We start from the raw sequence: 25271 nt of genomic DNA on the forward strand, positions 1-25271 counted from the left end.
TATAAGGAAATAAGCTTAAATATTGCTGAATTTAAGGAAAGTTTAAAGTTTGAAAATAGGGTTTTTTAAAAAATTGTTTGATTGCTTTTGATTTTATAGTCAAACTCATTTCCTTAAGAGGATAGGGGGCATTTTGAAATAACTCTCCCCTACAACCCCAACTAAAAACCCCCTAACCCAAGAAGACCGCTTTTAAAAATAACTCTCCCCTACAACCCCAACTAAAAACCCCCTAACCCAAGAAGACCGCTTTTAAAGAGGCTATCACTTGCTTGTGCAAGCTCTTTTATTGTATTTATTTTAAAAAATGCCTTTGAGCATTTTTTAATTTTGTTGCTCATGCTTAATAAGCCAAAGCCTTTATTTTTGCCCTTGATTGAGTCTTTCTTCTATTTTTTTGATTTGTTGGCTCATGTGAGCGCTCGCATTGATTTGATTGATGAGCATGTAAAGGTTTATCATCATCAAAAGCACCACCACAATCCCTAAAAAAAACACGATTTGAACAGCTTTTTTAGCGATTTCTCGGGCTTCTTGTTCTTTTTGCATGCGTTTTAATTTTCCAATTCTTCTGGAGATAAATCTTTATAAAAGCGTTCCAATTCAAAGCTCTCGCCCAAATACGCAGCGATTTCTTGGGAATCCACAAGGGCGTTTTGCAAGCAACTCGTCGCGCCTGGAGAGGGGGTCATGTTGAAAGTGATGCCTTTATGGGTGCAAATCTTTTTTTCGCCTAATTCCAGTTTTCGCTTGGTTCTGTCTAAAACTTGCGGGCGCACTTCGCCAAAACCATGAGCGTATTCTAAATCTTCTAGGCTAAGTGAAGGAATGATTTTTTGAGCGTCTTTTAAAAATTTCCTTTTACCGATAATGGGCAATTCAAAAACCATGTTTTTAAACACGTAATTACGGATTTCTTTATCGCTCATCAAATCAAACGCAATTTTAAACACATCTTTATTCAAATCCATTTTCAACAAGTCCAAGCTAATGCCCTTAAGCCAGCATTTGTTGCGTTCTAATTTAGGCATCGTTAAAGCGGTGGGTCCGATTCGTGTTTTTCCTTTAATGACCGCATCAGGGTCGCCATGCACGGCCGCAAAAGGGAGTTTGGGGTTTTGAACGGTATAAACCTTACCCCTTAATAAATCTGGCACAAAATAAAAACTGCCCGCCACAGGCAAGCACCCTAAATCCAAGCCATATCCCATGCTCTGAGCCAAGGGCAAAGCGTAAGAGCCAGCATTGACTAATACGAATTTAGCATACACTTCCTCAGCGTCTTCTGAAATTACGGCGTAAGTGTCGCTGCGTTTTTCAATCTTTTTCACTTTGAAATTCAAAAACACCTGGTTGTTAGGCTTTAATTTTAGGGCTTCTTCAACGAAGTTTTCGCTCAACTTCGCAAAATTCATGGTGCTCCAATCCTTTCTATACCCATGCCCAACAATGTTTTCACGCCTGTCTATGCCATTAGCCCCTAAAATCACATTAGGCTCTAATTCTTTAATCTTTTGTTTGTCAAATTCTTCCAACCCCACAAAGATTTCTTTAAAGGATTCGTAGCGTTTTTTCATGAACTCGCATTCTTCATCGCCCACGCCTATAGCCATTTTTTGGGTTTCAAAAATCACTTCATTTTGCAAGCCTTTATTCAGGGCGTATTGCCTAGTCTTATAAGCACTCAAACGCACTTTTTTAGCTTTTTCGGGAGTGTAGTTCGTTTCAATAGAGCCATCATGAATGGTTTGCGAATTAGCCTTAGCACTGGAGCTGATTTGAGCTAATTTAGAGCATTTTTCCACGATAGCCACGCGCTTTAAGGAGCTGTATTCGCTCAAAGTGTAAAAGGTCGCGCACCCTGAAACCCCACCTCCAATAATAACGGCATCAAATTCCATACTCATTGTCTTTCTCCAAATGTTTTAAATTGATAAATTGCAATCATAGTATAAGAAAATCAATTCGCGTTCAAAGGGCTTGAAGTTTTATTGACAAAATCTTTCAAATCGCTCATTCCAAGCACCCTATCAATCAATAATTTCTTTTTAGAAAACGCCCCATTATGTTCTTCCGCTAGCCATAATGAAGTGATCACCACGCCCCCTATTTTATGGCTCAAGGTTTTAAAATGCTTTTGGGTTTGCACCGACCAAATGCTGTGAGCGACTATCGCTTGATGGTTGTATGCGCCTAAATAGAGCATGATATGCCCTTTTAAATAGATGAGCGTTCCAAAAGGCGTGGCGTTTTTAAGGATGTAGTCTTCTTTTTCTTTAGCTTTCATGGAGCTTAAATCCACATAATTGTTCGCATAACGGCTTTGCGCGTAGGAATTTCTGGGGAGCAAAATACCAAAATTAGCAAAACTATCTCTGGTGAAAGCCGAGCAATCCCTGTTGCCTAATAGCCCACCCCAGCCGTATTTTTGCCCTAGCATGGTGTCTATAAAATACGCCATGTTCTCGCTGTTAAAAGCCTTAGGGAAAACAAAAAAATCCTTTTCATCTAAGATCACGCTTTGTAAAGCTGCATAACCCTTAGCGTCTCTCAAAAAACCATAGGCTTTCAATTCCTTTTTTTGGGGTTTTTGAGGTGTTTTTTGACTTTGGGGGATGAGAGCGAACAATTCGCCCACTCTCGCTTGGGTGTAAAAATCCCCATAGTCCGTATAAAGGGGGATTTTATCTTTTATAGGCATGACATAATCTTTGAGTTTGGTTAAAAGCTCTATATCTTTATCGTGCATATAGGCTAAATCGCTAACTTTAATCCAGCCATAAACAAAACTGCTTTGAATGTGAGCGTAAGTTTTATCCGTGTTGAAATGCGTGACTAAAACCGGCGTGCCTTGAAAAATCAAGGAATTTTGATACCTGTCAAAAGGATAGCCTTTTTGGGAGAGGTAATAAGGTTTGTTAGTAGGCACGGCCCTAACATCGCTATCTCGCACCACAACAGCTTTAATCTTAGCGCTCGGGTAATGCTCAATATCCATGCTTTTAATAAGCTCATCATTGAAAGCTTTTGCGTTGGGTTTTAGATCTTCGCCATAACCGGTGGATTTATTCATCTCCTTAAGGATCCAAAACACTTCTTTTTTATTGCTTTTGACTTTCGCATCTAGCCATGGGGAATACCACGCCTTAAGATAGCTCTCTTTCAGATTTTCTCTTAACGCTTGGGGGTCAATACGATTGGCACTATTGCCATTATTGCTACCATTTTGAGAGCTTGTAAGATAGCTTGAAGCCTCTTGAGGCAAGGATAAATCTTTGAGTGTGAAATCCTTTTTCATGCAACCCACAAACAAAAACAAGAAAACTACAAGAAAGTAACGCATGCTTTAGAGGAACCTTAACATCAAATGCGCAAATAATTTCTTAAAATACGCCCGTATTGCGGGCTTCTCAATTTTTTAATCGCAGAGCTTTCAATTTGGCGCACCCTTTCTCTAGTAACATTCAATTCCTTGCCAATTTCTTCTAAAGTTCGATCGCTTTCATCGTCTAAAAGCCCAAAACGCATGCGGATCACCGCTTTTTCTCGCTCATTCAACTGATCCAAAACGCTTTCAATTTGCACTTTTAAATCTTCGCGCATGATGTGATCAATAGAACTAACGATATTCTTATCTTCCACGAAATCCCCAAATTTGCCATCATCATCATTGCCGACTGGGGTTTCTAAACTGATAGGCTCTTTAGTAACCTTAATCACATTCTTCACTTTATCTAACGAAAGCCCCACTTCTTCAGCCACCACTTCCAAATCAGGCTCTTTGCCGTTTTCTTGAATGTGTTTGCGCATGACTTTATTGATGCGATTAATCGTGTCAATCATGTGAATGGGGATACGGATAGTGCGGGCTTGATCGGCTATGGCTCTGCTGATAGCTTGTTTGATCCACCAGGTCGCATAGGTAGAAAACTTGAAGCCCTTTTCATGCTCAAACTTATCCACCGCTTTCATCAAGCCAATATTACCCTCTTGAATCAAATCCAAGAATGGTAAGCCTCTGCTCGTGAATCGTTTAGCGATGCTCACTACCAATCTTAAATTGGATTTAGCCATTTTGTTTTTAGCGCGATCGGAAATCAATTTCCCTCTTTTGATTTGCTCTAAAATTTCTTTTAGCTTATTGGGATCTAAATCAAAGCCCTCTTCGCTCGCTTCTTTAGTCAAAAAGAGTTTTTTGAGATCCATATACACGCTCACCATAGTCGCTTCTGGCACTTGAGCGATGATGTCTTCTTTAGTCATGTTAGTGATATTAGCAAGGATTTTTTTATGGTTAGCGATGAGAGTGTCATTGAATAAGGGCAGTTTGTATTCCAAGCGTTTCAACTCTTTTTCAAACCCATCGCCGCTTTTTAAAGTGGTTTCCATCGTTTTGACTAATTCATTAATCAGTTTGCTAGTAGGCTCTAAATCATAGAGTCTGTCTTTGAGCGTTTGGCGTTTGTAAGCTAGGGTCAATAAACGCACTAACTCGTCTTCTTTTTCATCTACAGGGACTTCAAGGGCTTTAAGCCATTCTTTTTTAGCCTTATCTAGGGCTTTAAAGCTTTCTTGAACCTTTTCTACACGCTTCTTGTCTTTTTCAGAAACGACTTTTTTCTTTTCTTCGTTTTCTTCATCTTCTTCGTTGTCGTCATCTTTTTTAGAATCGCTCACGCTATTTTCATCGTCATCATCAAAGCTCCTGAAAAGCTCCTTAACCCTTCGCTCACGATTGATTAAAGCGTCTTTATACGCATAGATAAAATCAATCAAATACGGCACCGAGCAAATCGCGTCTAAAATAATGTCTTCGCCCAAGCGGATTTGCTTGCTCAATTCAATCTCTTCATCTTTGCTTAAGAGTTTTATGTCTCCCATCTCGCGCAAATACATGCGTACCGGGCTATCGCTTCTGCTCCACTCTAAAAAATCCTTTTCTTTCAAAAAGTCATAGCCATCTTCTAATTCTTCGTCTAAAACTTTTTGCTTTTCTTTGGTGTTTTTAATCTTGTCAATCGCATTGAGTTTTTTAGCGTATTCTGAAGAACTAACCAATTTCTTTTGGTATTTTTGGCACAATTCTTTGATTTTTTTGATTTGGGCTAGAGTGGGGACTTTCGCACTGATTTGAATGATAGACTCATAAGAAACGCAATCGCTTAAGGAATTAGCGAACAATTCTTCTAACGCTTCATTAAAACTAAGCTTTTTAATAAGAATAGGTTCTTTCTCTTTAGTTTCTTTGACTTTGCTTTCTTTGGTTTTGGCTTCTTTAAGTTTGCTTTCTTTATTATTCTCTTTAGCTTTGGTTTCTTGTGTGGCTTCTATTTTGGCTTCCTGTTTAGCTCTTTTGGGGGCTTTTTCTTCGTTAGCTTTTTTTTTCATTGGACACTCCATAAAATAAAGAACCCATGCTTTCAATCAAAAGCTAGGTCTATAAGATAAGATACACCTAATCCTCCGTCATTTTACTAAAAAATAGCTTAAATTCTAATTATATTATTGGAATTTGGTTTTATTTTACTGAATATTGATCGCAAAATCATATAAAAGTGTAACGCTAATCAAGCGATAACCTTTAAAAAATGAGTTTAAAATAAAATTCAAAACCCCCATTTTTTTAAAAAATAGGGTTTTAATTGTTTGCGTTTGGTAAAAACAAACCCTAAAGCTTATCCACCATGCTTTTTAAGAATTTTGCTGAAGTTTGAGCGCTTTTTTCTAAAAACGCATCAAAGCTCATGTTAGCTTCCTTATCAGCGTTATCGCTAATGCTCCTTAACACACAGCATGGCACGCCAAATTTTTGGCACACAAACGCCACGCTCGCCCCCTCCATTTCCACCGCGCTCGCCTTAAACTCGCTAACTAAAAACTCTTTCCTTTCTTTGCTATGCACAAACTGATCGCCTGATGCGATGACGCCTTCTTTGAGCGCAATATGTTGCTCACTAGCGACTTTTTTAGCCAAAGCGTTTAAGCTTTCGCTCGTCTCAATAAAAATCGCGCTTTCGGGGATGAACCCTAAAGGGTGATCAAACGCACTCAAATCCACGTCATGCTGGACTAATTGATTGGCCACTAACAAATCATTGATTTTTAAATCTTTAACCAAACTCCCAGCCACTCCGCTAAAAAGCACCTTTTGAACGCCAAACGCTAAAATCATGCTCGTTGTGGTTAAAGTGGAATGCACCTTGCCAATCTTGCTATAAGCGACAACGATTTCTTTATCATTATAAACGCCTTTATGGAAAACATTCCCCCCCAAAGAAATCTCTTCAAAACCCGTGCCAAACAATTCTAAAATGGGGGTTATTTCTTCTCTCATCGCCCCTAAAATGCCAATTTTTTGCACCATTTTCTCCCCATCACACGTATTCTTCTAAAAATTCAATGGCTTCATCAAGCCCTTTATTATCCCCCACGCTTATAGTGGGCTTGTTGCTTAAGCGCTTGTTAAGCCCCTTTAACACACTCCCACAGCCTAATTCAAAAAAAACATCCACTCGGTCGTTGTTAGATTTCACGCAGTCTTGATAACGCACCGGCTGAGTGAGTTGCAAGCTCAATAATTCAACGGCTTTTGCTTTGTTGTGATACGCTTCATTAGTCGCATTGGAAATGATTTCAAAATGGAATTTATCTTTCAGGTTTTTTTCTAGCAATTCCTGGAATTTAAAAATCATAGGCTCTAAAAAAGGGCAATGGCTCGCCACGCTCATTTCTAAAAAAACCACTCTTTTAGCCCCCATTTCCTTTAAAGTCGGCTCTAGGGCTTTCAAATCGTCTTTAACCCCGGCTAAAACCACTTGCATGCCACCATTAAAATTCGCGCACCACACGTTTTTGGTTCTTTGACACAAGCTTAAAAGGCTTTCTTCAGAAACGCCCAAAACGACCATCATGGAAGCGTCTTTATTCAGGCACGCTTCTTGCATCATTTTACCTCTTTGGTGCGTGAGTTTAAGGGCTTTTTCAAAATCTAACGCCCCACTCAAAGACACCGCGCTCACTTCACCGAGCGAATGCCCTAAAGCAAAAACGGGTTTTAACCCCCCATTTGCTTGCTTGTTGAGTAATTGGTAAGCGATATAGCTCACTAAATAAATGGCAGGCTGGGTGTAAGCGCTTTCTTTTAAAAGCTCGTTTTCTTCAAAAAGCGTTTTTTTCATATCCACTTTAAGCGCGTTAGAAGCCCTTTCAAACAATTCTTTGGCTAGGGTGTGGCTCTCATAGAATGATTTCCCCATTCCTATACATTGCGAGCCTTGCCCTGGAAATAATAGCGCGTATTGCATGGTGTTATCCTTTAAATTTTATTAATCCATAATTTGAGATTGTAATATAAAAGCCCTTAGTTTTGTTTAGAAACCATTAAAGTTTAAGGTTTATTTTAACTTATTTTTACTATAATTCTACTTTGTGAATGAGGACAGGTGGGTGAGTTGGCTGAAACCACATCCCTGCTAAGGATGCGTAGCCGTCAAGGTTACCGAGGGTTCGAATCCCTCCCTGTCCGCCAGCCTTTTTGCCTTTAAAAACTTTTTGTTTAGAATGTATTAACGAGACACCATAGTTTCTAAGCATTCCTTTTACGACACTCCTTTTACAGATTTTACAAATACAAATTTTAGGTTGGGTGAAGAGAGACACCCAGCCTAAACCCTATAAGGGTTGCGGTATTTTCAAACATTTTGAGTATAATCGTTTCCACTACAATCACAAAAAAGAAAGAACATGACTTACATAGAATTAGGTAAAAAAGTTTTAGAACAAGCAGGGAAGCCTTTGAGCGTTAAAGAAATTTTTGAAAAAGCTTGTGAAATGGGATTGGATAAAGAATGCAACGACGGAAAAATACTTTCTCATAGTCTTGGAAGTCAGCTTGGTGAGCACAACATTAAAGAGGAAGACAAGCAATTCTATGTTGCACGCAAAGAAGGAAAAACCTTTTTCTATTGGCTCAAATCTCGTGAAAGAGAATTTCCTCCACAAAAAACCCTAGATGCCAAAGAAGAAGATGATGAACAGAGCGAGTGTTCAGGCACAGCCAAAAAAACAAAAAAACTCTTTTCATGAAAGGGTTTTACACCCACTGCTTGTGAAATTCCTCAGCGAAGATCCAAATTTCAAGCTCCTATGCAAAACCATCCGCCATGAAGAATGTAAAAAAGGCGAAGTGGGCGAATGCAAGTGGAATTATCCTGACATCGTGGGCGTGTATTTTCCCTACAATAAATATAAAGAAGAAACTTTGAAATTTTTACACCATACCGGTCAAGAAAAACACAAGCTTTTTTCCTTTGAGCTTAAAAAAGAGCTTAGTTTTTCCAATTTAAAAGAAAGCTATTTCCAAGCGGTGAGCAATTCTACTTGGGCTAATGAGGGGTATTTGGTGGTTTTTAAGATTAAAGATGAATATGAAGTTTTGGGCGAATTAAGGCGGCTCAACCAAAGCTTTGGTATAGGGGTTATCAAGCTGGAATCTGAGATTTCAAACTCCAAAATCTTGTTGCCAGCTAAAGAAAGGGAGATTGATATACCCACACTTAACATGCTTATAGAACAAAGTCCGGAGGATTTTAAGCCTTTTATAGCAAACATTAACAAGCAAATTGAGAAAGGACTTGATACGGCAGTGGATATGGGGGAGTTTTTTGATGAAGTGCTTGATGATGAAGCAATGCAAAAATACATTAAAGACAAGGGCATTAAAGCAGGAAAAAATGGGAGTGCCTTATCTTTCTTACCCCATTTTTAAAAGCGCAGACGAGCTTTTCACTCTTTATCAAGGGGATTGCAATGAGGTTTTGCCCCAATTTGAAAATGCTTTTGATTTGATTTTTGCTGATCCGCCTTATTTCCTTTCTAACGACGGCTTAAGCATACAGAGCGGCAAGATTGTGAGCGTCAATAAAGGCGATTGGGATAAAGAAAATGGGATTAACGATATTGATGAGTTTAATTACCAGTGGATCAACAACGCCAAAAAGGCTTTAAAAAACACAGGAAGCCTTTTAATCAGCGGGACTTACCACAACATCTTTTCTTTAGGGCGCATTTTACAAAAATTGGATTTTAAGATTTTAAACCTCATCACTTGGCAAAAAACCAACCCCCCGCCCAATTTCAGCTGCCGTTATTTGACGCATTCGGCTGAGCAAATCATTTGGGCGAGGAAAAGCCGCAAGCATAAGCATGTTTTTAACTATGAGGTTTTAAAAAAGATCAATAACGATAAACAAATGCGTGATGTGTGGAATTTCCCAGCGATCGCTCCTTGGGAAAAAGCAAATGGCAAGCACCCCACTCAAAAACCTCTCGCGCTGTTGGTGCGATTGCTTTTAATGGCGAGCGATGAAAATTCCCTCATTGGCGATCCTTTTAGCGGGAGCTCCACCACAGGCATTGCGGCTAATCTTTTGAAGAGGGAATTTATCGGTATAGAAAAAGAAAGCGAGTTTATCAAAATATCCATGAACAGAAAATTAGAATTAGACGCTCGCTACAAAGAAATCCGATCTAAAATCAAAGATTTGAATTTCCAATAAGCCCTTTTTTTAAGCCACTTTAAGCGTTATACTTTTGGGATTTTATCTCAAAATGGGATTCTATTTTCACCCATTCCTTACAAAGGATATTTTCATGCCCAAAAAGCCAGTGTTTGGGGCCAATAATGATTTTTTCTGGATTGTTTATCAAATAGGCCGCCCACCAGCTATAAGTGCTGTTAGCGATAATGCCATGCTGACAGGATTGCATGAGCAGCATGTCCCAATACGCCTCTTCTTCTTTATCCCTAGTGGTCATGTCCATAAAAGGGTAGCCAAGATCAAGATTTTGTGTGAATTTTAAGTCTTCGCAAAACACAAAAAGCTCCATGTTTGGCACGCGCTTTGCCATATACTCAACAGCCTTTTTTTGATAGTCAATACCAAGCTGACAGCCAATCCCCACATAATCCCCTCTTCTTATATGCACAAACACGCTGTTTTTAGCGGCTAAAATCAAAGAGAGCTTGCGGTGGTATTCTTCCTCTTTTTTTTTATTATTTCCATTTTCGGGGGGGGGTAGGGTGAAGGTTTGCTTGATTAAAGGGGATATAGCATCAAAATATCGTGGATCTTGGAAGTAACCATAAAAATAAGTCAAGCGGCTTGGCTTTAATAATTCAGGCTCGTATTCAAAAACGATTTCTTTGCTCACCCTATCAAACCCCATGCATTTGAGTGCGTCTCTTACTAGCTTGGGGAGGTGTTGCATTTTAGCTATAGCGATTTCTTTAGCGCTCGCATAGGGCAAATCAATAGGGAAAAGCTCTAATTGCATCTTCCTATTACTCCAATCAAAAGAAGTAATATCTAACAGCACAGGCGTGTTAGAGTGTTTTTGCAAACTTTTAGCGAAAGCGTATTGGAACATTTGATTCCCAAGCCCCCCGCAAATTTGCACCACCTTAAAAGCCATTCAATCCCTTTATATTGTCAAATGAAACGCTCATTTTAGCTCATTTTAAAGCCCTTTTTCAATAAAAGCCTAAAAAGTGGGGTGAGTAACGCTTTCAAGTCATTTGAATTTTTTATTTGAAAAAGACGCATGTGAGGGTTCTAGCAAGCGTTCTTGGTATTCTAAAAGAACCCTGTCTTCGCTATTGAGCGAGTAGGCTTCATCGTATTTGCGCTTGATGATGCCCTTTAAAATGGTGTATTGGACCTGGTATTTATCTTCTTTAAGCATTTCATCTACTAAAGCGTAAAGCTGGATGTCTTGAATGAGTAAATCCGAAATTTTAACGCTCTCTTTATCAAACAATTCTTCATTAGCGCAATATTCATTCACCAAAATAAGCACTCGGCTATACACATCAGATGCGATCTTAGCGTTTAGGGTTCTATAAATGTAGTCCTTGATTTTTTTGAGTTGCTCTTCTAAATCTTCACTAGCCTTGCTCGCTAAAGCTAAAATGCTTAAAATTTGAACCAGCGTCATCATTTTATGGCTTAAAGAGCGGGTGCGCCATTTAATGAGAAAGCGCATGAAATAAGACATTTTGACAGAAAGGCTACAAGGGAGGGTGTTTTTCTTGGGTTTTGGCATGTTCAGTTTCTTTAAAAAAGGGATTTTGTGGTTTAATTATATAACTTTAAAATTAAATCTAGGAGTAAAGGCATGAAAATATTCAAAAAAGGCGTGGTCTTAGACGCTAAAAGCGTGGGGTTAAAAGCGCTAGAAGTTTTAAAAGAAGTGGCGGATTTTGATTTTTATGAGGTTACTTCGCCCAGTCAAATCGTTGAACGATCAATTGAAGCTGAAATCATGGTGTTGAATAAAGTCGTTATCACTCAAGAGGTTTTAAGCCAATTACCCAAGCTCAAACTCATTTGCATCACCGCTACAGGCACGGATAATGTGGATGTGAAAAGCGCGAAAGCTTTAGGCATAGAAGTCAAAAACGTGAGCGCTTATTCTACGGAATCCGTAGCCCAGCACACTTTAGCATGCGCGTTGTCTTTGTTAGGGAGGATCAATGATTACGATCGTTATTGCAAAAGCGGGGAATATAGTCAAAGCGATATTTTTACGCACATTAGCGATATTAAAATGGGGCTTATTAAGGGGGGTCAATGGGGGGTTATTGGTTTAGGTGCCATCGGTAAGAGAGTCGCTAAGCTCGCTCAGGCTTTCGGGGCAAAGGTGGTGTATTATTCCCCTAAAGATAAAAAAGAAGAATATGAGCGCTTGAGTTTAAAAGAATTGCTTAAAACAAGTGATATTATCAGCATTCATACTCCCTTGAATGAAAGCACGCGCGATTTAATCGCTCTAAAAGAATTGCAAAGCTTAAAAGATGGGGCGATTTTAATCAATGCGGGGCGTGGGGGCATTGTGAATGAAAAGGATTTGGCTTTAACTTTAGAAACTAAAGATTTGTATTACGCGAGCGATGTGTTTGTGAAAGAGCCTTTTGAAAAAGATCATGCGTTTTTGAACCCAAAGATCCAAAATAAATTGCTTTTAACCCCCCATATCGCATGGGCGTATAGCGACAGCTTGAAAACCTTGGTAGAAAGAACCAAAGAAAATATCCAAGATTTTTTAGCTTCTCAAAAATAAACGCAAAAAAAAGGGGGGTTGAGCGTTTGGATTTTCTCCACACTGACGCTAATGTTTTTTAGCGTTTTTTAAAAAAGCGGACGATAGTTTTTCATGAAGCGGTTTTAGTATGCAAGCTTTAAAACAACAAGATAAAATAGAGAATATATCACTCAATCACACATTAGAAATTCTTAAAAATAAAGGTATAGAATCAAGCACTTTGACAATGTTGAATAATTATTTTTTTGATATGCAAAAAGTTTTAAAAAATTGTTTTGAAGTTCTTAATGATGGAGGATTTTGCTTTATTGTAGTTGGAAATTCTTGCTATAAAGGAGTACCGATACAAACTGATGAAATCTTGGCACAAGAGACACAAAAATTAGGCTTTAAATGCAAAGAAATTATTGTTGCTAGGAAGCTTAAAACATCTAGTCAGCAGATGAAGATCATTGATTCTAAATCTAAATTTTATTTACGAGAGAGCATAATTGTTTTGCAAAAGGGGTAATGATGGAATATGTTAATATGCGATATAAAAGGAATAGTACGGGTTTATTTTTTGACTCTTTCAAACATTTTAAGCACAATCTTTCCAATCTTATAGGAATAGAATTGCCCACACTTATTCATCTTGGTGCTAAAAGATATTTAAACACAAGCCTTTCTACCAACTATAAGTTAAAATATCCCGATATGAGAAAAATAGGACTTATAGATTATAATAAACCAAGTGATTATGATTTTGTTCTAACCAAAGAAGCGAAGCAAATAATAAATGCTTTTGATCGTTCTTCTATTAATGTTTATGATGAAAATATATCAAAAAGTGATAGAAAAAATATTGATTCTTTGTCGCCTAAAGACTTATTTTTATCTATTGTTAATTGGAAGCAATATAAGAAGTCAATTTTACAACTTATTTTATCCTACTATGATACTGCAGATTCCATTCGCCCATATTTGGTGCTTTTAAATTATATGAGAAATTACAATATAAAAATTTTAAAAAAAGAGTTTTTGCAAAATATCTTAGCCCATACAAAAGAAGATGTTTTACTTATGCAATACAATCAAGATGCTTTTAAAGATCTTAATTTGGAAACGCAAATAGAATTAAATAGACCCGTTTCATATATTTACAACTTTCTTATAACAGCTTTGGTGTTGGATGATTCTCATAATGTGATCGTTGATTTTAATTTTGTAGATATATTAAATGCTAGCATGAACAATATTTCATATTCTTATTATACTAAAAATAGTTTTAGACCAGTAGGAAAACAACAACTATTTAGAGAACATGTTTTAGAGGCTTATGATTATAAATGTGCCATAACCGGCAAATCATTATTTATTGATAGTAGATGTTTGCTAGAAGCAGCGCATATTATCCCATATAGAGACGGTGGATCTTTTGCTGTGAATAATGGCATAGCTTTAAGTTATGAGATGCACAAAATGTTTGATAATGGGTTATTTAGTTTTGGATATGAAAATGATGGTGAAGTGGTTATAATCACTTCATCATCAAATCGCATAGTGGATAGACAGGGCATTTTAGCCAACCTTAATCGTAAATCCATATTCTTGCCAGAACAATTAGATTTGCGTCCAGACCCAATCGTAAATCCATATTCTTGCCAGAACAATTAGATTTGCGTCCAGACCCACTAGCTTTGCAGTATAATAGGGATAAATTCTTGTTGCGGTGATGTTTTGGCAAATCACAATTCCACCTTATTTTAATGTCAAGGATTATGTAAAATAGCTATCAAGATTCTGTGCATTCTTATTCTAAAAATTAGAGAGAAACTTATCAAAAAAGGGTTTAATTGCTAAAAGTTTCTGTGATTACGGCGTGTTTTAATAGCGAAAAAACCATTGAAGACACCATTCTTTCCGTGCTTCATCAAACTTATAAAAACATTGAATACATCATTATAGATGGGGCTAGCACGGATAGCACTTTAGAAATCATTCAAAAATACAGGGATCAAATCGCTTGCGTGGTGAGCGAAAAAGACAAGGGCATTTATGATGCCATGAATAAGGGCATAAAGCGTTCTAGTGGGGATATTATCGCTTTATTGAACAGCGATGATTTTTACAAAGATGAATTTGTGGTAGAAAAAGTGGTGCATGAGTTTGAAAACAAAAATTGCGATAGCGTGTATGCGGATCTGGTTTTTGTCAAACCGGATCGTTTAGAAAAAGTGGTCCGTTATTATGAAAGCGGGGAGTTTAACCCTAAAACCTTGCTTTATGGCGTGGTGCCAGCCCACCCTACGCTTTTTGTCAAAAAAGCCATTTATGAACGCTATGGGCTATACAAAACCGATTATAAGATTTCAGCGGATTTTGAGATGATCATCCGCTTGTTTGTGGTGCAAAAAATAAGCTTTTCTTATTTGAAAGAAGTGCTAGTTATCATGCGCACCGGTGGGGTTAGCGCAAATGGGTTTAAAAGCCTTTTATTAAGGAATAAAGAAAACATAAGAGCATGTAAAGAAAACGGCATTCAAGCGAATGTTTTTTCCATGCTTTTAAAATACCCTAGGAAAATCATGGGCTTATTGAAAAGGGGAAAAGGGGATTAAAACGAAACGATTAAAGAAAGATTAGCGTTAAATCGTGGCTTGAATCTTTCTTGATGGTTGTTGTAGGTGTAAAAAACATTCCTCACTAAGGGCATTTCAATCCCTAACTGCAAGGACAAATAGCCGATAAAATCCACGATAAAACCAAAACGAAAGGGGGCTTGGAAAAAGGTTTTTTTGGTTCTTGGGATAATCGTTGTGATAGCGCCTGGTTTAATCGTATCCACTAACAACACCCCTTGTTCTAAAGCGATACCCAAATAACTCCTAAAACGATAAATATTTTTATCTACAAAAATCCAAGAAAAATCTAACGCGCCCCCATAATTTTGCACCATTAAGGTTTGAGGCTGAGAGAGCGAAACAGAATGGAAATAGTTATAGACGCTAAAGATTCTAAAACCGACTTTAGGGTGGTTTCTTAAAAAATGCTCTAAACCGGTAGCGGTGTTAAACCCTATGCTATTGGCTACAAAAGTCAAGCTTTGATTAGAAGTTGAAAAAGTGGCTTGCGAATAGTTGTATCCAAAAATGAAAAAGAATTTAAGGCTTTTTTCTAAAGCCCTTTTTAAGATTTGCTGGTTTTTGTCTAAGACTGGCTGTTTTTCGCTATTTTTATCAATGGTTAGGGGTTCAGGTTTGTCGTCTTCATTCTTGTTTTTAAAGTTTTCTAAGAATTTAGACCAAGTGATTTCATTAGCTTCTAAAAAGAGTGGGTTCAACGATAAAAAAAGATAAACAACAAACAGAGTTTTCAAATACAACCTTAATTTTTTAGTGTATTGTGCCTAATTATCTTAAATTAACTTTAAATTACTTGCATGTTTTGACTAATCATGACCCCTAATTATACACAATACTATATTTTACAATATGATATATTGCTTTAATTTTTGTTCTCACCAAGTATGGATCACTAAGCCAACTTTAACATTCTTTAATTTTTAAAAAATGGGGTTTTTAGGTTTTATCTTAAATTTATTTTGGGAATAAGTGAGGTATAAAAAACGCTAGCAACCATAGATTTTAACTCTAGCTTGCACCAAAACTTTAGTATAATGGCGTTGTGAGAACCATTAAAACTATGATTACTAATAATAATCTCATGGTTGGTTATCACCTTTTTAGGATAACCATCCACTTATCCCAAAACCTAACATGCTCCAAATGATTGCGACAAAGGAAAAACCTACAAGTTATTGTTTGCCTATACTATAGTTTAAAAACAGACTAAAAAGCCATAAAATGGAACAAATAAACCCCCGTGCTTACAGCAAATAAAACACCTTTTCTTCTTGAAACACGCTTTTAATTTCTACAAAAAGGGTTTTTTCTGTGCGTTCTTCTAGCACGATAATAGGGTTAATACTCTCGCTCCCGCTCACTAACGCCCTTAAAGACAACTCTTCTTCATAACTTAAGGGGTTAAGGTTGAGATCTTTTAAATTATCGTAGTTTTTTGCCATAAGAGTATTAAGGCCTTCTAAAGTTAAAAACAAGGTTTCATCTCTTTGGCTATAACCCACTAACGCGCTCAAACGCTGAGAAAAAACCCACCTTAAATCGTTGATTCTCACTTTAGCCTTACTTTTAGAGCGTGCCAGAATGCAGCAATTCAAGGGGTTTGAATTTTTAGAAAGCCACACGCCTCCATTTAATAAGCGGTAAGTTGCGATCGTTTTTTGGGCTAAAAAAGGCTTATTAGCGTCCTTTTTAGCTGCGTCTAGTGTTCTAAAAACTTGCGTTCTTTCTTCAACGCTTGCGGGTAAAATCTGGCGTTTTAAAGGCGAATAAAGTTCAAAGGGGCTTCTGTTTTGGGATTCTTTTTGGATTTTTAAAGCGAATTGGCAACCGCAATAATTTTGCCTGTAAAGCTCGTTTTCTCTCGCTAAAGCTTGCAAATTTAAATCCAACTCGCTCTTAAAATGTTCAAAATTATCGTTTCTAAACACAACAAATTCCAAATTGTGCCTTTGCGCAATGTGTTGCCCCTTAGCGATGAGCTGGTTAGGGTCTTTTTTAGGGCTTGTGAGTAAGGTGGTGGTGAATTTTTCTTCCCCTAATTCAAAGGCTTTCAACGCGCTCGCTTCTAAGCGTAAATCAAAGCACTCAAAACAGCGTTCGCTTTTTTCCCCTAACAATTCCTTACCCTTAGCTTTATCTAAAAATTTTTCTAATTCATAATCGCCCTCAAGCAATTCAATTTCTAGCATCTCACAAGTGCGTTTCACGTCTTCTAAACGCAACAAGTATTCGCTATAAGGGTGGATATTGGGGTTATAAAAAAACCCTATCATTTTTTCACCCACAAAAGCCTCTTTAGCCTTTTTTAAAAAATAGAGGTTATCCACTGAGCAGCAAATATGAATGAGCATTAAAACTGCTTTTTGTTCACATCTTCTAAAATATCGTTAGAGACTTTGTCAATTTCTTGACTGATTTCTAACGAATCGCTAGCGATTTTTAGATTGCCCTCAGTAACCGATCTTAAGGCTTCAATAGAGGCGTTGATCTCTTCTACTTCTTTAACCTGGTTTTTAATGCTCTCGCTCGTGTCTGAAATGCTTTGAACTAAAATATTAATATTGGCTTCAATCTCGCTGAGCGATTTTTGCGTCCTTTCAGCGAGCTTCCTCACTTCATCAGCCACCACCGCAAAGCCTCTGCCATGCTCACCAGCCCGTGCGGCTTCAATAGCAGCGTTTAGGGCTAATAGATTCGTTTGATCAGCGATGTCTCTAATGATTTCTACAATGCTTTTAATGTCTTGCCCTTGTTCAATCATGGCTTCACTTTGAGAGCTCACGCCTTGAATGGAAGTGGTGATATTTTCTATCGTTTTAGAAGTTTCCATCAAGCTTTTGTGTTGGGAGTTTGAAGCCTTTTCTAAATTCTGCACGCATTCTTTCAAATTCACGCTATCGTTCGCTAGATCTTTGGCAAAATTAGACGAAGTTTCTAGCATTTTTTGGATTTCTTGCCCTAAAGCGTTAGTAACCAGTTCCACCCTACCTGAAGCGTTTTGGATCCGCCCTCTAAAGTCCAAACCAGAATAGCTTTCAAAGATTTTGAAAATGCTTGGCATGTGAGTCCCCACGCTTTCTTGCAAATAATCCATGATCCCATTTAGCGCGTCCCTCAATTCCTTCAAATCAGGGCTTGCGGGTTCAGCGTTAATGCGCACTGCAAAATTCCCTGCTTTCACGTCTGAAACCACCTTAATGGTGTCTTGGACGGCTTGCTTGTCTTCTTGCATGGTCTTTTGGGTTTGCAGGATATTTTTATTGATTGCTGTTTGCATGCGCCCTAATTCGTCATTGGATTTCGCTTCAATCAATTTAATATCGCTGGAATGGGCTTGATTGTTCAATAATTTAAAGAAATGAGACAAGGTGCTAGAAACAGCTTCCAAACGATTGCTCACGATCGCTCGCATGAGTAGAGTGATCGCTATGATTAAGGCTAAAACCATGATTGCGCTCGCTACAACCACCACAAAACGCACCGATCCCACTTGCTCATAGACCTTGTCTTTTTCAATGATTAAAGCGATCATCCAATTCAAATTATCTCCGGTTGTATTTTTGCCTAGCATTTTAAAGGTTTCAACGGCTAAATAATTGTCCTTATGACTAAAGGGATCCAAGTATTCTAAAGTCGCTTTAGAGCCGTTTTCTAAAATAGCCATCACTTCATTGGTGGCTTTAGGCACGCTCTTATAAATTTCGGTGATGGACTTGTCTTGCAAATTTTTATTCGCGCTCAAAAGCACTTTACCTTTAACGCCAATTAAAAAGAGATCGCTCCTGTTTTTAGTGATTTCATTACTGAAGCTGTCAATGGAAATAAAAACCATCAAAGCCCCTACAACCTCTTGAGCGTTTTCATTCAATAAAGGTAAAAGAATATCAACCCCATAAACTTCCGCCCCATTAGGCATTTTCCTATAATAAGGCAAGCTTTTAGAAATTTCTTTAGTTTTCATCGCTTTTTGCACTAAAGGGTTATTCCTTAATGATGTGTTTTCCATCAATTTGATCGTATCGTTATCCCTTAAAAGCATCAACCTCAAATCTTCTCTGTCTTTAAAAAACATGCCCACCCCAGCGACATGCGAATTGTTTAAAATGAAGTTTTTTAACAAATGGATTTTGATTTCTCTTTTGGTGTCTTTAGGGAGCATTTCTTTGACAATGCCCATGCTCGTATAGGTGTTTTCCAGAACCCCTTGCACTTCCTTAACCTTAAAATGCAAACTATCTTGCATAGAACGCAAGGTGTTTTCTTTTAAAATTTCTTTCACCCTGCTGTTCAAGGACACCCCTAAAATGCTCACGCACACGATCACAATCAACGCCACCCACAATATGATTTTATTACCGATACTCAAACCTTTAGACAAAACACAACCTTACTATGATGAAATTTTTTGCCCATTTGCGGCAAAATTTTAAACCGCATTATAGTCTTATAAGTATAAATTAAAAATTAAACTAAATACTAAATTAAAAAGACGATCAATCATTCTCATTAAAAAATCGTTTTAAGGTTGCATTCGTTCTTTTAGGGTATGCTATGGCTAAAAATTTATGGTAAGGAAGAATAATGCCTTTTGTCCCCACGCGTTCTTTGAAAGAAAAAAAGATTGATTTTATTGAAGCGATACTTAACCCCAACGCCCCAAAAGGCGGGCTTTACACTTTAGAAAATTTTGAAACATTAGAATGGCAAGATTGTTTGAATCTGAGCTATAGTGAGCTAGTAGAATGCGTGTTTGAACGCTTGGGTTTAGAAGTTTCTAAAGGTTTATTGACAGACGCTTTAAAACGCTATGAGAATTTTGATAACCCTAAAAATCCAGCCCCTATTTTTGCGTTCAATGAAAGGCTTTTTATCCAAGAACTCTACCATGGGCCTAGTTTGGCGTTTAAAGACATGGCGTTACAGCCTTTAGCGAGCTTGTTTTCTAATCTAGCGGTGGGAAAAAATGAAAAGTATTTAATGCTCGTTTCTACAAGCGGGGATACCGGCCCTGCGACTTTAGAAAGTTTGGCGGGCATGCCTAATGTTTTTGTGGTGTGTTTATACCCCAAAGACGGCACAAGTTTAGTCCAAAAACTCCAAATGGTAACCCAAAGCGCTAGCAATTTAAAGGTCTTTGGGGTGAGTGGGGATTTTGATGATGCGCAAAACGCGCTCAAAAACCTTTTAAAAGACGACGATTTTAACGAAGCCCTAAAAACGCGCCAATTGAAATTAAGCGTGGCTAATTCCGTGAATTTTGGGCGTATCGCTTTTCAAATCGTCTATCATATTTGGGGCTTTTTAGAATTGTATAAAAAAGGCGCAATCAATTCTAAAGAAAAAATCACCCTAGCCATACCCAGCGGTAATTTTGGGAACGCTTTAGGGGCGTTTTATGCCAAAAAAATGGGCTTGAATATCGCTAAAATCAAGGTGGTAACCAACAGTAACGATGTTTTAAGGGAGTTCATAGAGACAGGCCGTTACGATTTAACCCACCGCTCTTTAAAGCAAACTTTCTCGCCGGCTATGGATATTTTAAAAAGCTCTAACGTGGAAAGGGCGCTTTTTAGCCTTTTTGGGTTTGAACGCACGCTGGAATTGATGCAAGCTTTAGAAGAAGAGAAATTTTACGCCTTAAAGCCTAAAGAATTAGCCCTTTTACAGGAACATTTTTCTTGTGCGAGCTGCTCAGATGAAGCTTGCTTGAAAACCATTCAAGAAGTTTATGCAGAGCACCAATACCTGATTGACCCCCACACCGCCACCGCTTTAAACGCTAGCTTAAAAACCAACGAAAAAACCCTTGTTTCTGCCACCGCTTCTTATGAAAAATTCCCTAGCACCACCCTTTTAGCCCTAAACGGGCAAAAAAAAGACGATAAAACCGCCCTAGAAGCGCTAAAAAACAACTACAATACCTCAAATAGCAAACGCCTTGATGATTTGTTTGAAAAAGAGATCAAACACCAAGAAGTTTTAAAACTCAATGAGATCAAATCTTCTATCCTTTTGTGGCTAGAAAGCATTCATTAATCTTTTTTAAGCCCTTATGCCTAATAAAATCTCAATTTTAAGTCAAACTACACTATAATAAGAAAATTCTAAACGGAAATTAAACTTTAATGAAAGGGATTTTGATGAGAAAAATCGTTTTAGTAGCGGTAGCCTTACTGATGAGCGCTTGCGCGAGCTATAAGATCACGCCTGAACATGTTACATCTTATAATAATGGGATTCAAGTGATGACTTCCACGCAAGCCAAATCTAAAGTCCAGCTAGAAATCGCTCAAAGCAAGTTAAAAGGCTTGAACGAGTCCCCTTTGGTGCTGTATGTAGCAGCGCAAGTTTTAGAGGGAAATCCTGTGGTGTTTAGCCGTAAAGCCATTTCGGTGTCTATCAACCAAACGAATTTACCGGTCTTAAGCTTAAGACAGGTGATGAAATCCAGTTTTGATTTTGAGGGCATTTTACAAAGTTTTAATATTGCCGTGCCAACCACCCCTATTGATAATGTCAATATGATCACCCCGCCTATGTTTTATTATGGGCAAGGGGGATTTTTAGCTTATAACGGCATGATGTATGGGGGAATGGGCATGTATGGGCCAGGCTTTGGCATGATGATGATGGATGATGTGGAAGAGCAAGAGGTCATGCAAGAAAGCCGCCAAGCTTTGAAAATCCTAGCGATCAACTACCTTAAAAACAACACTCTTAATGTTGAAAGTAAGGCTAAAGGAGGGTTTGTGGTGGTGGATACCAAAAATCTTAAAACCCCGGGCGTGGTGGTGATTAAAGTCTTTTTAGAAGATGAAATCCACACCTTTAAAATTGATATTTCTAAGGCTTAATCGCTCTTTTAATAAAAGCGTTTGGGTAGCTTTTCCAAAGGCTTTTTACTCGTATTAGCTGTGTCTAGTAAGTTTTTTAAAATTCGCTTTATTATGCATTTTTGTTATTTCTTAGAGCAGATTTTTTGAGCTTTTTCCACTCTTCATAACTTTTTACAATTTTGCTACTCCATAACTCCATTTTGTAAATTTCAAAATAATCAAATAAATTTGCATATGGCGGAGATGTTAAAACACAATCAACTTTATCTTTTGGTTTATTGTCTATAGATGAGCAGTTCTCTAAACTTATAACCTTAGAATTTTTTATATCAAATTCTCTTTTCAACACAAATGCCCTTAATGTGAGTGCCTTAAGATAAACTTCTATATCTTTAATCTTGCTTTCTCTATACTTAATGCCATTACCATCTTTTTTAAAATTCAGCATTTTTTCCAAATTGCAAAATACTAGAAAACGCACAAAATGATAAATTTTTTCATCTAAATCTTTAAAAGATTCTATAAAATCCATGATGAGATCAAATCGCTTTTTATTAGTATATTTGCCAAAAGATTCCCATTGTGGAAATGGATATTCTCTATTGCTATCCATAAAATTACCGACATGTTTTTCTGCTTTTTTTAAGTTATTAGAATCTAATTTTTCTAATTTTGCTTTAGCGACATTTATGGCAAATGGTGAAGTATCAAAACCATAGTAAACTTGCGTTTGTGTATTTAAAAAGCTAGAGCCAACACCACAAAATGGATCATAAACGCTCTCAATAGAACAACCAAAACGATGTTGCAAATGCTCTATAAGATAAGGGCTAAAGGCTTCTTTATAAGGAAAAACTTCATTTAAAGAGTCTAGTACATTATCACTATTGACTAAATTTGTTAGTGTTGTAGGGTAGCTTTTTATGATAGGGATAGCTTGAGAATCTGTGATTTTTTGTAATCTTTCAATAGCAATTTTGCAATATTTGCTTGATAACTCAATGCCGATAAACTGCCTATGTAATTGATCTGCTACATAAGCTGTCGTGCCCGTGCCATTAAAAGGATCTAACACAATATCATTTTGATAAGAATAAATTTTTAATAATCTCTCAATTAATTCTTCTGGGTAAGGTGCGGGATGTAAATCTTTTTTTGGCATTGTTGCTAACACATAAAATATTTTCAAAGCCTTGATCACTATCTTTATCAAAATACCAAATATTTTTTGTCCATTCTTTAAACTCTTGGCTAGTAATATCTGCTAATTCTCTCTCATTTTTATGAGTTTTATTTTCCTTATAAAACACTAATATTACTTCTCCTAAAGGTCTAAAAGACGGGCAAGAAGGGCTTTTCCAACTTCCCCAAGCTGTATTATTCCCTTGAAAGTGCTTAACATCTTTTCCCTTGTGCCAAGTTATAAGTTCAAACTCCTTAAAACCAATTTCATTCAAAATTTGTGTTATATAAATACTTAAAAATCTCACCTCCTTGCTATCTCTATTTTTTACCGCAAAAGGTACATTGACACAGATCCTCCCATCCTCCTTAAGCACACGGTAGCATTCTTTAAAAATATCGTGCATTGATTTGAGATAAGATTCAAAATTTAAATCATCATTATAATTTTCATATTTGTGTGCCACATTATACGGTGGCGAAGTAATAATAATGTCTATAAAATTATCTTCTATATGATTTTTTAGAATATATAAACTATCTCCATTTAGAATCTCTTGCAAACCTCTATTCATTTGAGTAGTATAGCATAACAATTATAACTTCATATAGGTTTTTATCATAGTTTGGTTGTCGCTTATGACCCTTCTTTAGTCTCACTTAAAAAATAAAATGATAAAAACCTTATTTAAATTTTATTTTGGGTCAAGATAACTTAAACTCCCATCAAGGATCCTTGAGTTATCTTGACCCTTAAGTTTTAAACAAATTCACTTGTTTGTCTAAATTCATGGTCGTTCCACTCACATGCGTAGCGATGTTTAAAATATCTGAAGAATCAGCCAAAGTCTTAGAAGCCACTTTTTCCACTTCTACAAAATCGCTTACCATAGCTTCAATTTGGTGTCCGGATTTAGCGTAATCGTCCATGCTTTGATTGCTGTCTGACACGACTGAGCTTAAATTAGAACTCATTTTTTCGTAAGTTTCTTGCACGCTTTTACTCATATCGCTCAAGCGTTCCATTTTTTGCGAATTGAGATTCATTTGCGAGCTCACGGCATTGATTTCTTGGACAATCACCATGATAGTGGAATTGATTTCGGCTAAAGATTTTTGAGTGCGCCCGGCTAAATTCCTAACTTCATCAGCCACCACCGCAAAGCCTCTGCCATGCTCGCCGGCTCTTGCGGCTTCAATAGCGGCGTTTAGGGCTAATAGATTCGTTTGATCGGCAATATCATTGATAATATCCAAAATGGATTTGACATCATCAGCGTTACGGCTTAGTTGCTCCACTTTGCTAGAGAGTTCCTCTTCAGTGTGCGCACTCTCTGTGATTTGAGAAAATAAATCCCCGATCGCATCCTTGCTCTCTTTGACAAGCCCTTGCGTTTCAATCAAGCGCTTCCTTAACCCTTGAGACTGCTCTATGGAAATATTCATCATGCTCGCTATATCAGTGGCTTTATTTTTTACGGAATTTAAGGTGGTTGAGGAATTTTTCATGCTCTTTTGGGTTTCTTGCGTGATTTGGACCAATTTATCCATTGAAGTTTTATTGAGGGTGGAAATCCCTTTAATCTCTTCCATAATCAAGCGGGCATTCTCCACAAACAAATTGACCCCACGGCCCACTTGCGAAATTTCATCGTTGCGATCATCCACATCAATTTTGACCCTCAAATCCTTATCCCCATGGCTAAAAGCGTTGATTTTAAGGACCAGTTCATCAATGCGTTTCACGATCCTTAATTTAGCGTATATGAGCGTCAAAACCACTAACGCTATCGTCGCTGTCAGTATCCAAAGGAATAGTTTTGTGGTGTTTTCATCAAAAACCTTATTCACGCCTTCTTTAATCGCTTTATTTTCGATGTTAATGTCAGTGTAATAAGAAGTCGCTGCGATCACCATTTGAGACACCTCATCATAATGCGAGTAGGCGAATTTTTTCTCCGGCACGCCTCCATCGTATTTAGGCATTTTATAATAAGTATAGCCACCCCCTTTTTTAGCCGCTTCCAAATACCCCCTAACATAATACACCCCATCAACGCTCTGAGCGTCAAGCCCTGATTGGCCTACGGTTTTAGGATTGACCGGATCAAACAATACCACTCCGTTTTTATCCACCACCACCATATAAATCATGCCCTTATCGTCGTTGATGCGTTTGAAATAATCTAACGCCATTTTTCTTGCAGTAGCATTATCAAAATTTTTGTAATACTCATGAATGCCCTGTTCAAGAATCTCTGTCATGTAAGCGAGCGTTTTTTCACGCTTTTTGTATTGCCCGGTTTCTAAATGTTCCATGAGTTGCGCTAACACATCTTTTTGCATGACCTTTACAAAACCAATAAAAAGCCCCCCTAAACCCAAAAGAGCGGCTAACACGACCAGCATGATACGAGTCCCTAGCGAAGCAAATACTGAAGCAAACATCATTTATCTCCTATAAATCATTTTTAAGTCAAACCCTAATTTGAGAGTTTAGCCTCCAAATGTACCCCCCCCCCCCGAA

The 25271-nt window shown here is 37.5% G+C and carries 18 protein-coding genes, 1 tRNA gene and 3 pseudogenes; 9 read left to right on the forward strand and 13 right to left on the reverse strand.

The genetic code is table 11. The features are described from left to right. Positions 1 to 360: 360 nt before the first annotated feature. The 6 genes from EAL87_RS00820 to fabD form a co-directional block, all read right to left on the reverse strand. Positions 361 to 549 (reverse strand): DUF5408 family protein, encoded by a 189-nt coding sequence (locus tag EAL87_RS00820; protein ID WP_078241314.1) that lies wholly within the window; start codon positions 547 to 549, stop codon positions 361 to 363. A gap of 5 nt (positions 550 to 554) precedes the next feature. Further along, positions 555 to 1907, reverse strand: coding sequence for an FAD-dependent oxidoreductase (locus tag EAL87_RS00825; protein ID WP_120912588.1), 1353 nt, complete (start codon positions 1905 to 1907; stop codon positions 555 to 557). Between the two features lie 53 nt (positions 1908 to 1960). After that, entirely contained in the window at positions 1961 to 3343 is a 1383-nt protein-coding gene (locus EAL87_RS00830) for an SH3 domain-containing C40 family peptidase (RefSeq protein ID WP_120912589.1), read from the reverse strand. Positions 3344 to 3363: 20 nt separating this feature from the next. Continuing rightward, entirely contained in the window at positions 3364 to 5388 is a 2025-nt protein-coding gene (gene rpoD / locus EAL87_RS00835) for an RNA polymerase sigma factor RpoD (RefSeq protein WP_120912590.1), read from the reverse strand. Between the two features lie 280 nt (positions 5389 to 5668). Continuing rightward, complete coding sequence (locus EAL87_RS00840) at positions 5669 to 6364, reverse strand: 5'-methylthioadenosine/adenosylhomocysteine nucleosidase (RefSeq protein WP_120912591.1); 696 nt, start codon at positions 6362 to 6364, stop codon at positions 5669 to 5671. Positions 6365 to 6374: 10 nt separating this feature from the next. After that, a complete protein-coding gene (gene fabD, locus EAL87_RS00845) occupies positions 6375 to 7304 on the reverse strand; it encodes an ACP S-malonyltransferase (protein ID WP_120912592.1) in 930 nt (309 codons plus the stop codon). Between the two features lie 132 nt (positions 7305 to 7436). On the opposite strand from fabD, the gene EAL87_RS00850 reads away from it, so the two are divergent. The 3 genes and pseudogenes from EAL87_RS00850 (at position 7437) to EAL87_RS00860 (ending at position 9557) form a co-directional block, all read left to right on the forward strand. After that, positions 7437 to 7528: transfer RNA gene (locus EAL87_RS00850), tRNA-Ser, on the forward strand. A 215-nt stretch (positions 7529 to 7743) separates the two neighbouring features. Beyond that, positions 7744 to 8767, forward strand: a pseudogene (locus EAL87_RS00855) (HTH domain-containing protein). Then, the gene (locus EAL87_RS00860; protein ID WP_120912593.1) at positions 8733 to 9557 is read left to right on the forward strand and encodes a DNA-methyltransferase; all 825 of its coding nucleotides are present in this window, start codon (positions 8733 to 8735) and stop codon (positions 9555 to 9557) included. The pseudogene EAL87_RS00855 and the gene EAL87_RS00860 overlap by 35 nt, the downstream one beginning before the upstream one ends. Before the next feature lie 19 nt (positions 9558 to 9576). On the opposite strand, the gene EAL87_RS00865 is transcribed toward EAL87_RS00860, so the two are convergent. Both EAL87_RS00865 and EAL87_RS00870 read right to left on the reverse strand, forming a co-directional pair. Continuing rightward, the gene (locus EAL87_RS00865) at positions 9577 to 10473 is read right to left on the reverse strand and encodes an alpha-1,2-fucosyltransferase (RefSeq protein ID WP_120912594.1); all 897 of its coding nucleotides are present in this window, start codon (positions 10471 to 10473) and stop codon (positions 9577 to 9579) included. Between the two features lie 99 nt (positions 10474 to 10572). After that, on the reverse strand, positions 10573 to 11103 hold the full coding sequence (locus EAL87_RS00870) for a hypothetical protein (protein WP_120912595.1): 531 nt from the start codon (positions 11101 to 11103) through the stop codon (positions 10573 to 10575). Positions 11104 to 11175: 72 nt separating this feature from the next. Between EAL87_RS00870 and EAL87_RS00875 the strand changes: the two genes are divergently transcribed. The 4 genes and pseudogenes from EAL87_RS00875 (at position 11176) to EAL87_RS00890 (ending at position 14702) form a co-directional block, all read left to right on the forward strand. Then, a complete protein-coding gene (locus tag EAL87_RS00875; protein WP_120912596.1) occupies positions 11176 to 12120 on the forward strand; it encodes a D-2-hydroxyacid dehydrogenase in 945 nt (314 codons plus the stop codon). 115 nt (positions 12121 to 12235) lie between these two features. After that, positions 12236 to 12613: pseudogene (locus EAL87_RS00880) on the forward strand (site-specific DNA-methyltransferase); the annotation flags it as partial. A 2-nt stretch (positions 12614 to 12615) separates the two neighbouring features. After that, positions 12616 to 13758, forward strand: a complete 1143-nt coding sequence (locus EAL87_RS00885; protein WP_240444216.1) for an HNH endonuclease — start codon at positions 12616 to 12618, stop codon at positions 13756 to 13758. Positions 13759 to 13937: 179 nt separating this feature from the next. Then, positions 13938 to 14702 (forward strand): glycosyltransferase family 2 protein, encoded by a 765-nt coding sequence (locus EAL87_RS00890; protein ID WP_120912597.1) that lies wholly within the window; start codon positions 13938 to 13940, stop codon positions 14700 to 14702. Here EAL87_RS00890 and EAL87_RS00895 read toward each other — a convergent pair. From EAL87_RS00895 to tlpA, 3 genes are all read right to left on the reverse strand, one after another. Continuing rightward, entirely contained in the window at positions 14699 to 15460 is a 762-nt protein-coding gene (locus EAL87_RS00895; protein WP_120912598.1) for an outer membrane beta-barrel protein, read from the reverse strand. The two genes, EAL87_RS00890 and EAL87_RS00895, sit on opposite strands and share 4 nt — an antisense overlap. A 510-nt stretch (positions 15461 to 15970) precedes the next feature. Next, positions 15971 to 17077, reverse strand: a complete 1107-nt coding sequence (locus tag EAL87_RS00900) for an epoxyqueuosine reductase QueH (protein WP_120912599.1) — start codon at positions 17075 to 17077, stop codon at positions 15971 to 15973. Continuing rightward, positions 17077 to 19104: a methyl-accepting chemotaxis protein TlpA gene (gene tlpA, locus EAL87_RS00905; protein ID WP_120912600.1), complete on the reverse strand. Its 2028-nt coding sequence runs from the start codon at positions 19102 to 19104 to the stop codon at positions 17077 to 17079. The genes EAL87_RS00900 and tlpA overlap by 1 nt, the downstream gene beginning before the upstream one ends. Positions 19105 to 19307: 203 nt before the next feature. Between tlpA and thrC the strand changes: the two genes are divergently transcribed. Both thrC and EAL87_RS00915 read left to right on the forward strand, forming a co-directional pair. Beyond that, complete coding sequence (thrC, locus tag EAL87_RS00910; protein WP_120912601.1) at positions 19308 to 20762, forward strand: threonine synthase; 1455 nt, start codon at positions 19308 to 19310, stop codon at positions 20760 to 20762. 104 nt (positions 20763 to 20866) lie between these two features. Beyond that, complete coding sequence (locus tag EAL87_RS00915; protein WP_120912602.1) at positions 20867 to 21580, forward strand: hypothetical protein; 714 nt, start codon at positions 20867 to 20869, stop codon at positions 21578 to 21580. A gap of 94 nt (positions 21581 to 21674) precedes the next feature. Here EAL87_RS00915 and EAL87_RS00920 read toward each other — a convergent pair. Further along, a pseudogene (locus EAL87_RS00920) lies at positions 21675 to 23319 on the reverse strand (DNA methyltransferase); the annotation flags it as partial. A gap of 178 nt (positions 23320 to 23497) precedes the next feature. Next, positions 23498 to 25195 carry a methyl-accepting chemotaxis protein TlpB gene (gene tlpB, locus EAL87_RS00925; RefSeq protein WP_120912603.1) on the reverse strand — a complete coding sequence of 566 codons (1698 nt, stop codon included), beginning with the start codon at positions 25193 to 25195 and terminating at the stop codon, positions 23498 to 23500. Positions 25196 to 25271: the final 76 nt, after the last annotated feature.

This window comes from Helicobacter pylori (genome assembly GCF_003636935.1).
Lineage (GTDB): Bacteria > Campylobacterota > Campylobacteria > Campylobacterales > Helicobacteraceae > Helicobacter > Helicobacter pylori_CH.

Excerpts from the sequence above, each read along its gene's own strand:
- EAL87_RS00820 (WP_078241314.1), bottom strand. The coding sequence starts at position 549 with ATGCAAAAAGAACAAGAAGCCCGAGAAATCGCTAAAAAAGCTGTTCAA.
- EAL87_RS00825 (WP_120912588.1), bottom strand. The coding sequence starts at position 1,907 with ATGAGTATGGAATTTGATGCCGTTATTATTGGAGGTGGGGTTTCAGGG.
- EAL87_RS00830 (WP_120912589.1), bottom strand. The coding sequence starts at position 3,343 with ATGCGTTACTTTCTTGTAGTTTTCTTGTTTTTGTTTGTGGGTTGCATG.
- rpoD (WP_120912590.1), bottom strand. The coding sequence starts at position 5,388 with ATGAAAAAAAAAGCTAACGAAGAAAAAGCCCCCAAAAGAGCTAAACAG.
- EAL87_RS00840 (WP_120912591.1), bottom strand. The coding sequence starts at position 6,364 with ATGGTGCAAAAAATTGGCATTTTAGGGGCGATGAGAGAAGAAATAACC.
- fabD (WP_120912592.1), bottom strand. The coding sequence starts at position 7,304 with ATGCAATACGCGCTATTATTTCCAGGGCAAGGCTCGCAATGTATAGGA.
- EAL87_RS00860 (WP_120912593.1), top strand. The coding sequence starts at position 8,733 with ATGGGAGTGCCTTATCTTTCTTACCCCATTTTTAAAAGCGCAGACGAG.
- EAL87_RS00865 (WP_120912594.1), bottom strand. The coding sequence starts at position 10,473 with ATGGCTTTTAAGGTGGTGCAAATTTGCGGGGGGCTTGGGAATCAAATG.
- EAL87_RS00870 (WP_120912595.1), bottom strand. The coding sequence starts at position 11,103 with ATGCCAAAACCCAAGAAAAACACCCTCCCTTGTAGCCTTTCTGTCAAA.
- EAL87_RS00875 (WP_120912596.1), top strand. The coding sequence starts at position 11,176 with ATGAAAATATTCAAAAAAGGCGTGGTCTTAGACGCTAAAAGCGTGGGG.
- EAL87_RS00885 (WP_240444216.1), top strand. The coding sequence starts at position 12,616 with ATGGAATATGTTAATATGCGATATAAAAGGAATAGTACGGGTTTATTT.
- EAL87_RS00900 (WP_120912599.1), bottom strand. The coding sequence starts at position 17,077 with ATGCTCATTCATATTTGCTGCTCAGTGGATAACCTCTATTTTTTAAAA.
- thrC (WP_120912601.1), top strand. The coding sequence starts at position 19,308 with ATGCCTTTTGTCCCCACGCGTTCTTTGAAAGAAAAAAAGATTGATTTT.
- EAL87_RS00915 (WP_120912602.1), top strand. The coding sequence starts at position 20,867 with ATGAGAAAAATCGTTTTAGTAGCGGTAGCCTTACTGATGAGCGCTTGC.
- tlpB (WP_120912603.1), bottom strand. The coding sequence starts at position 25,195 with ATGATGTTTGCTTCAGTATTTGCTTCGCTAGGGACTCGTATCATGCTG.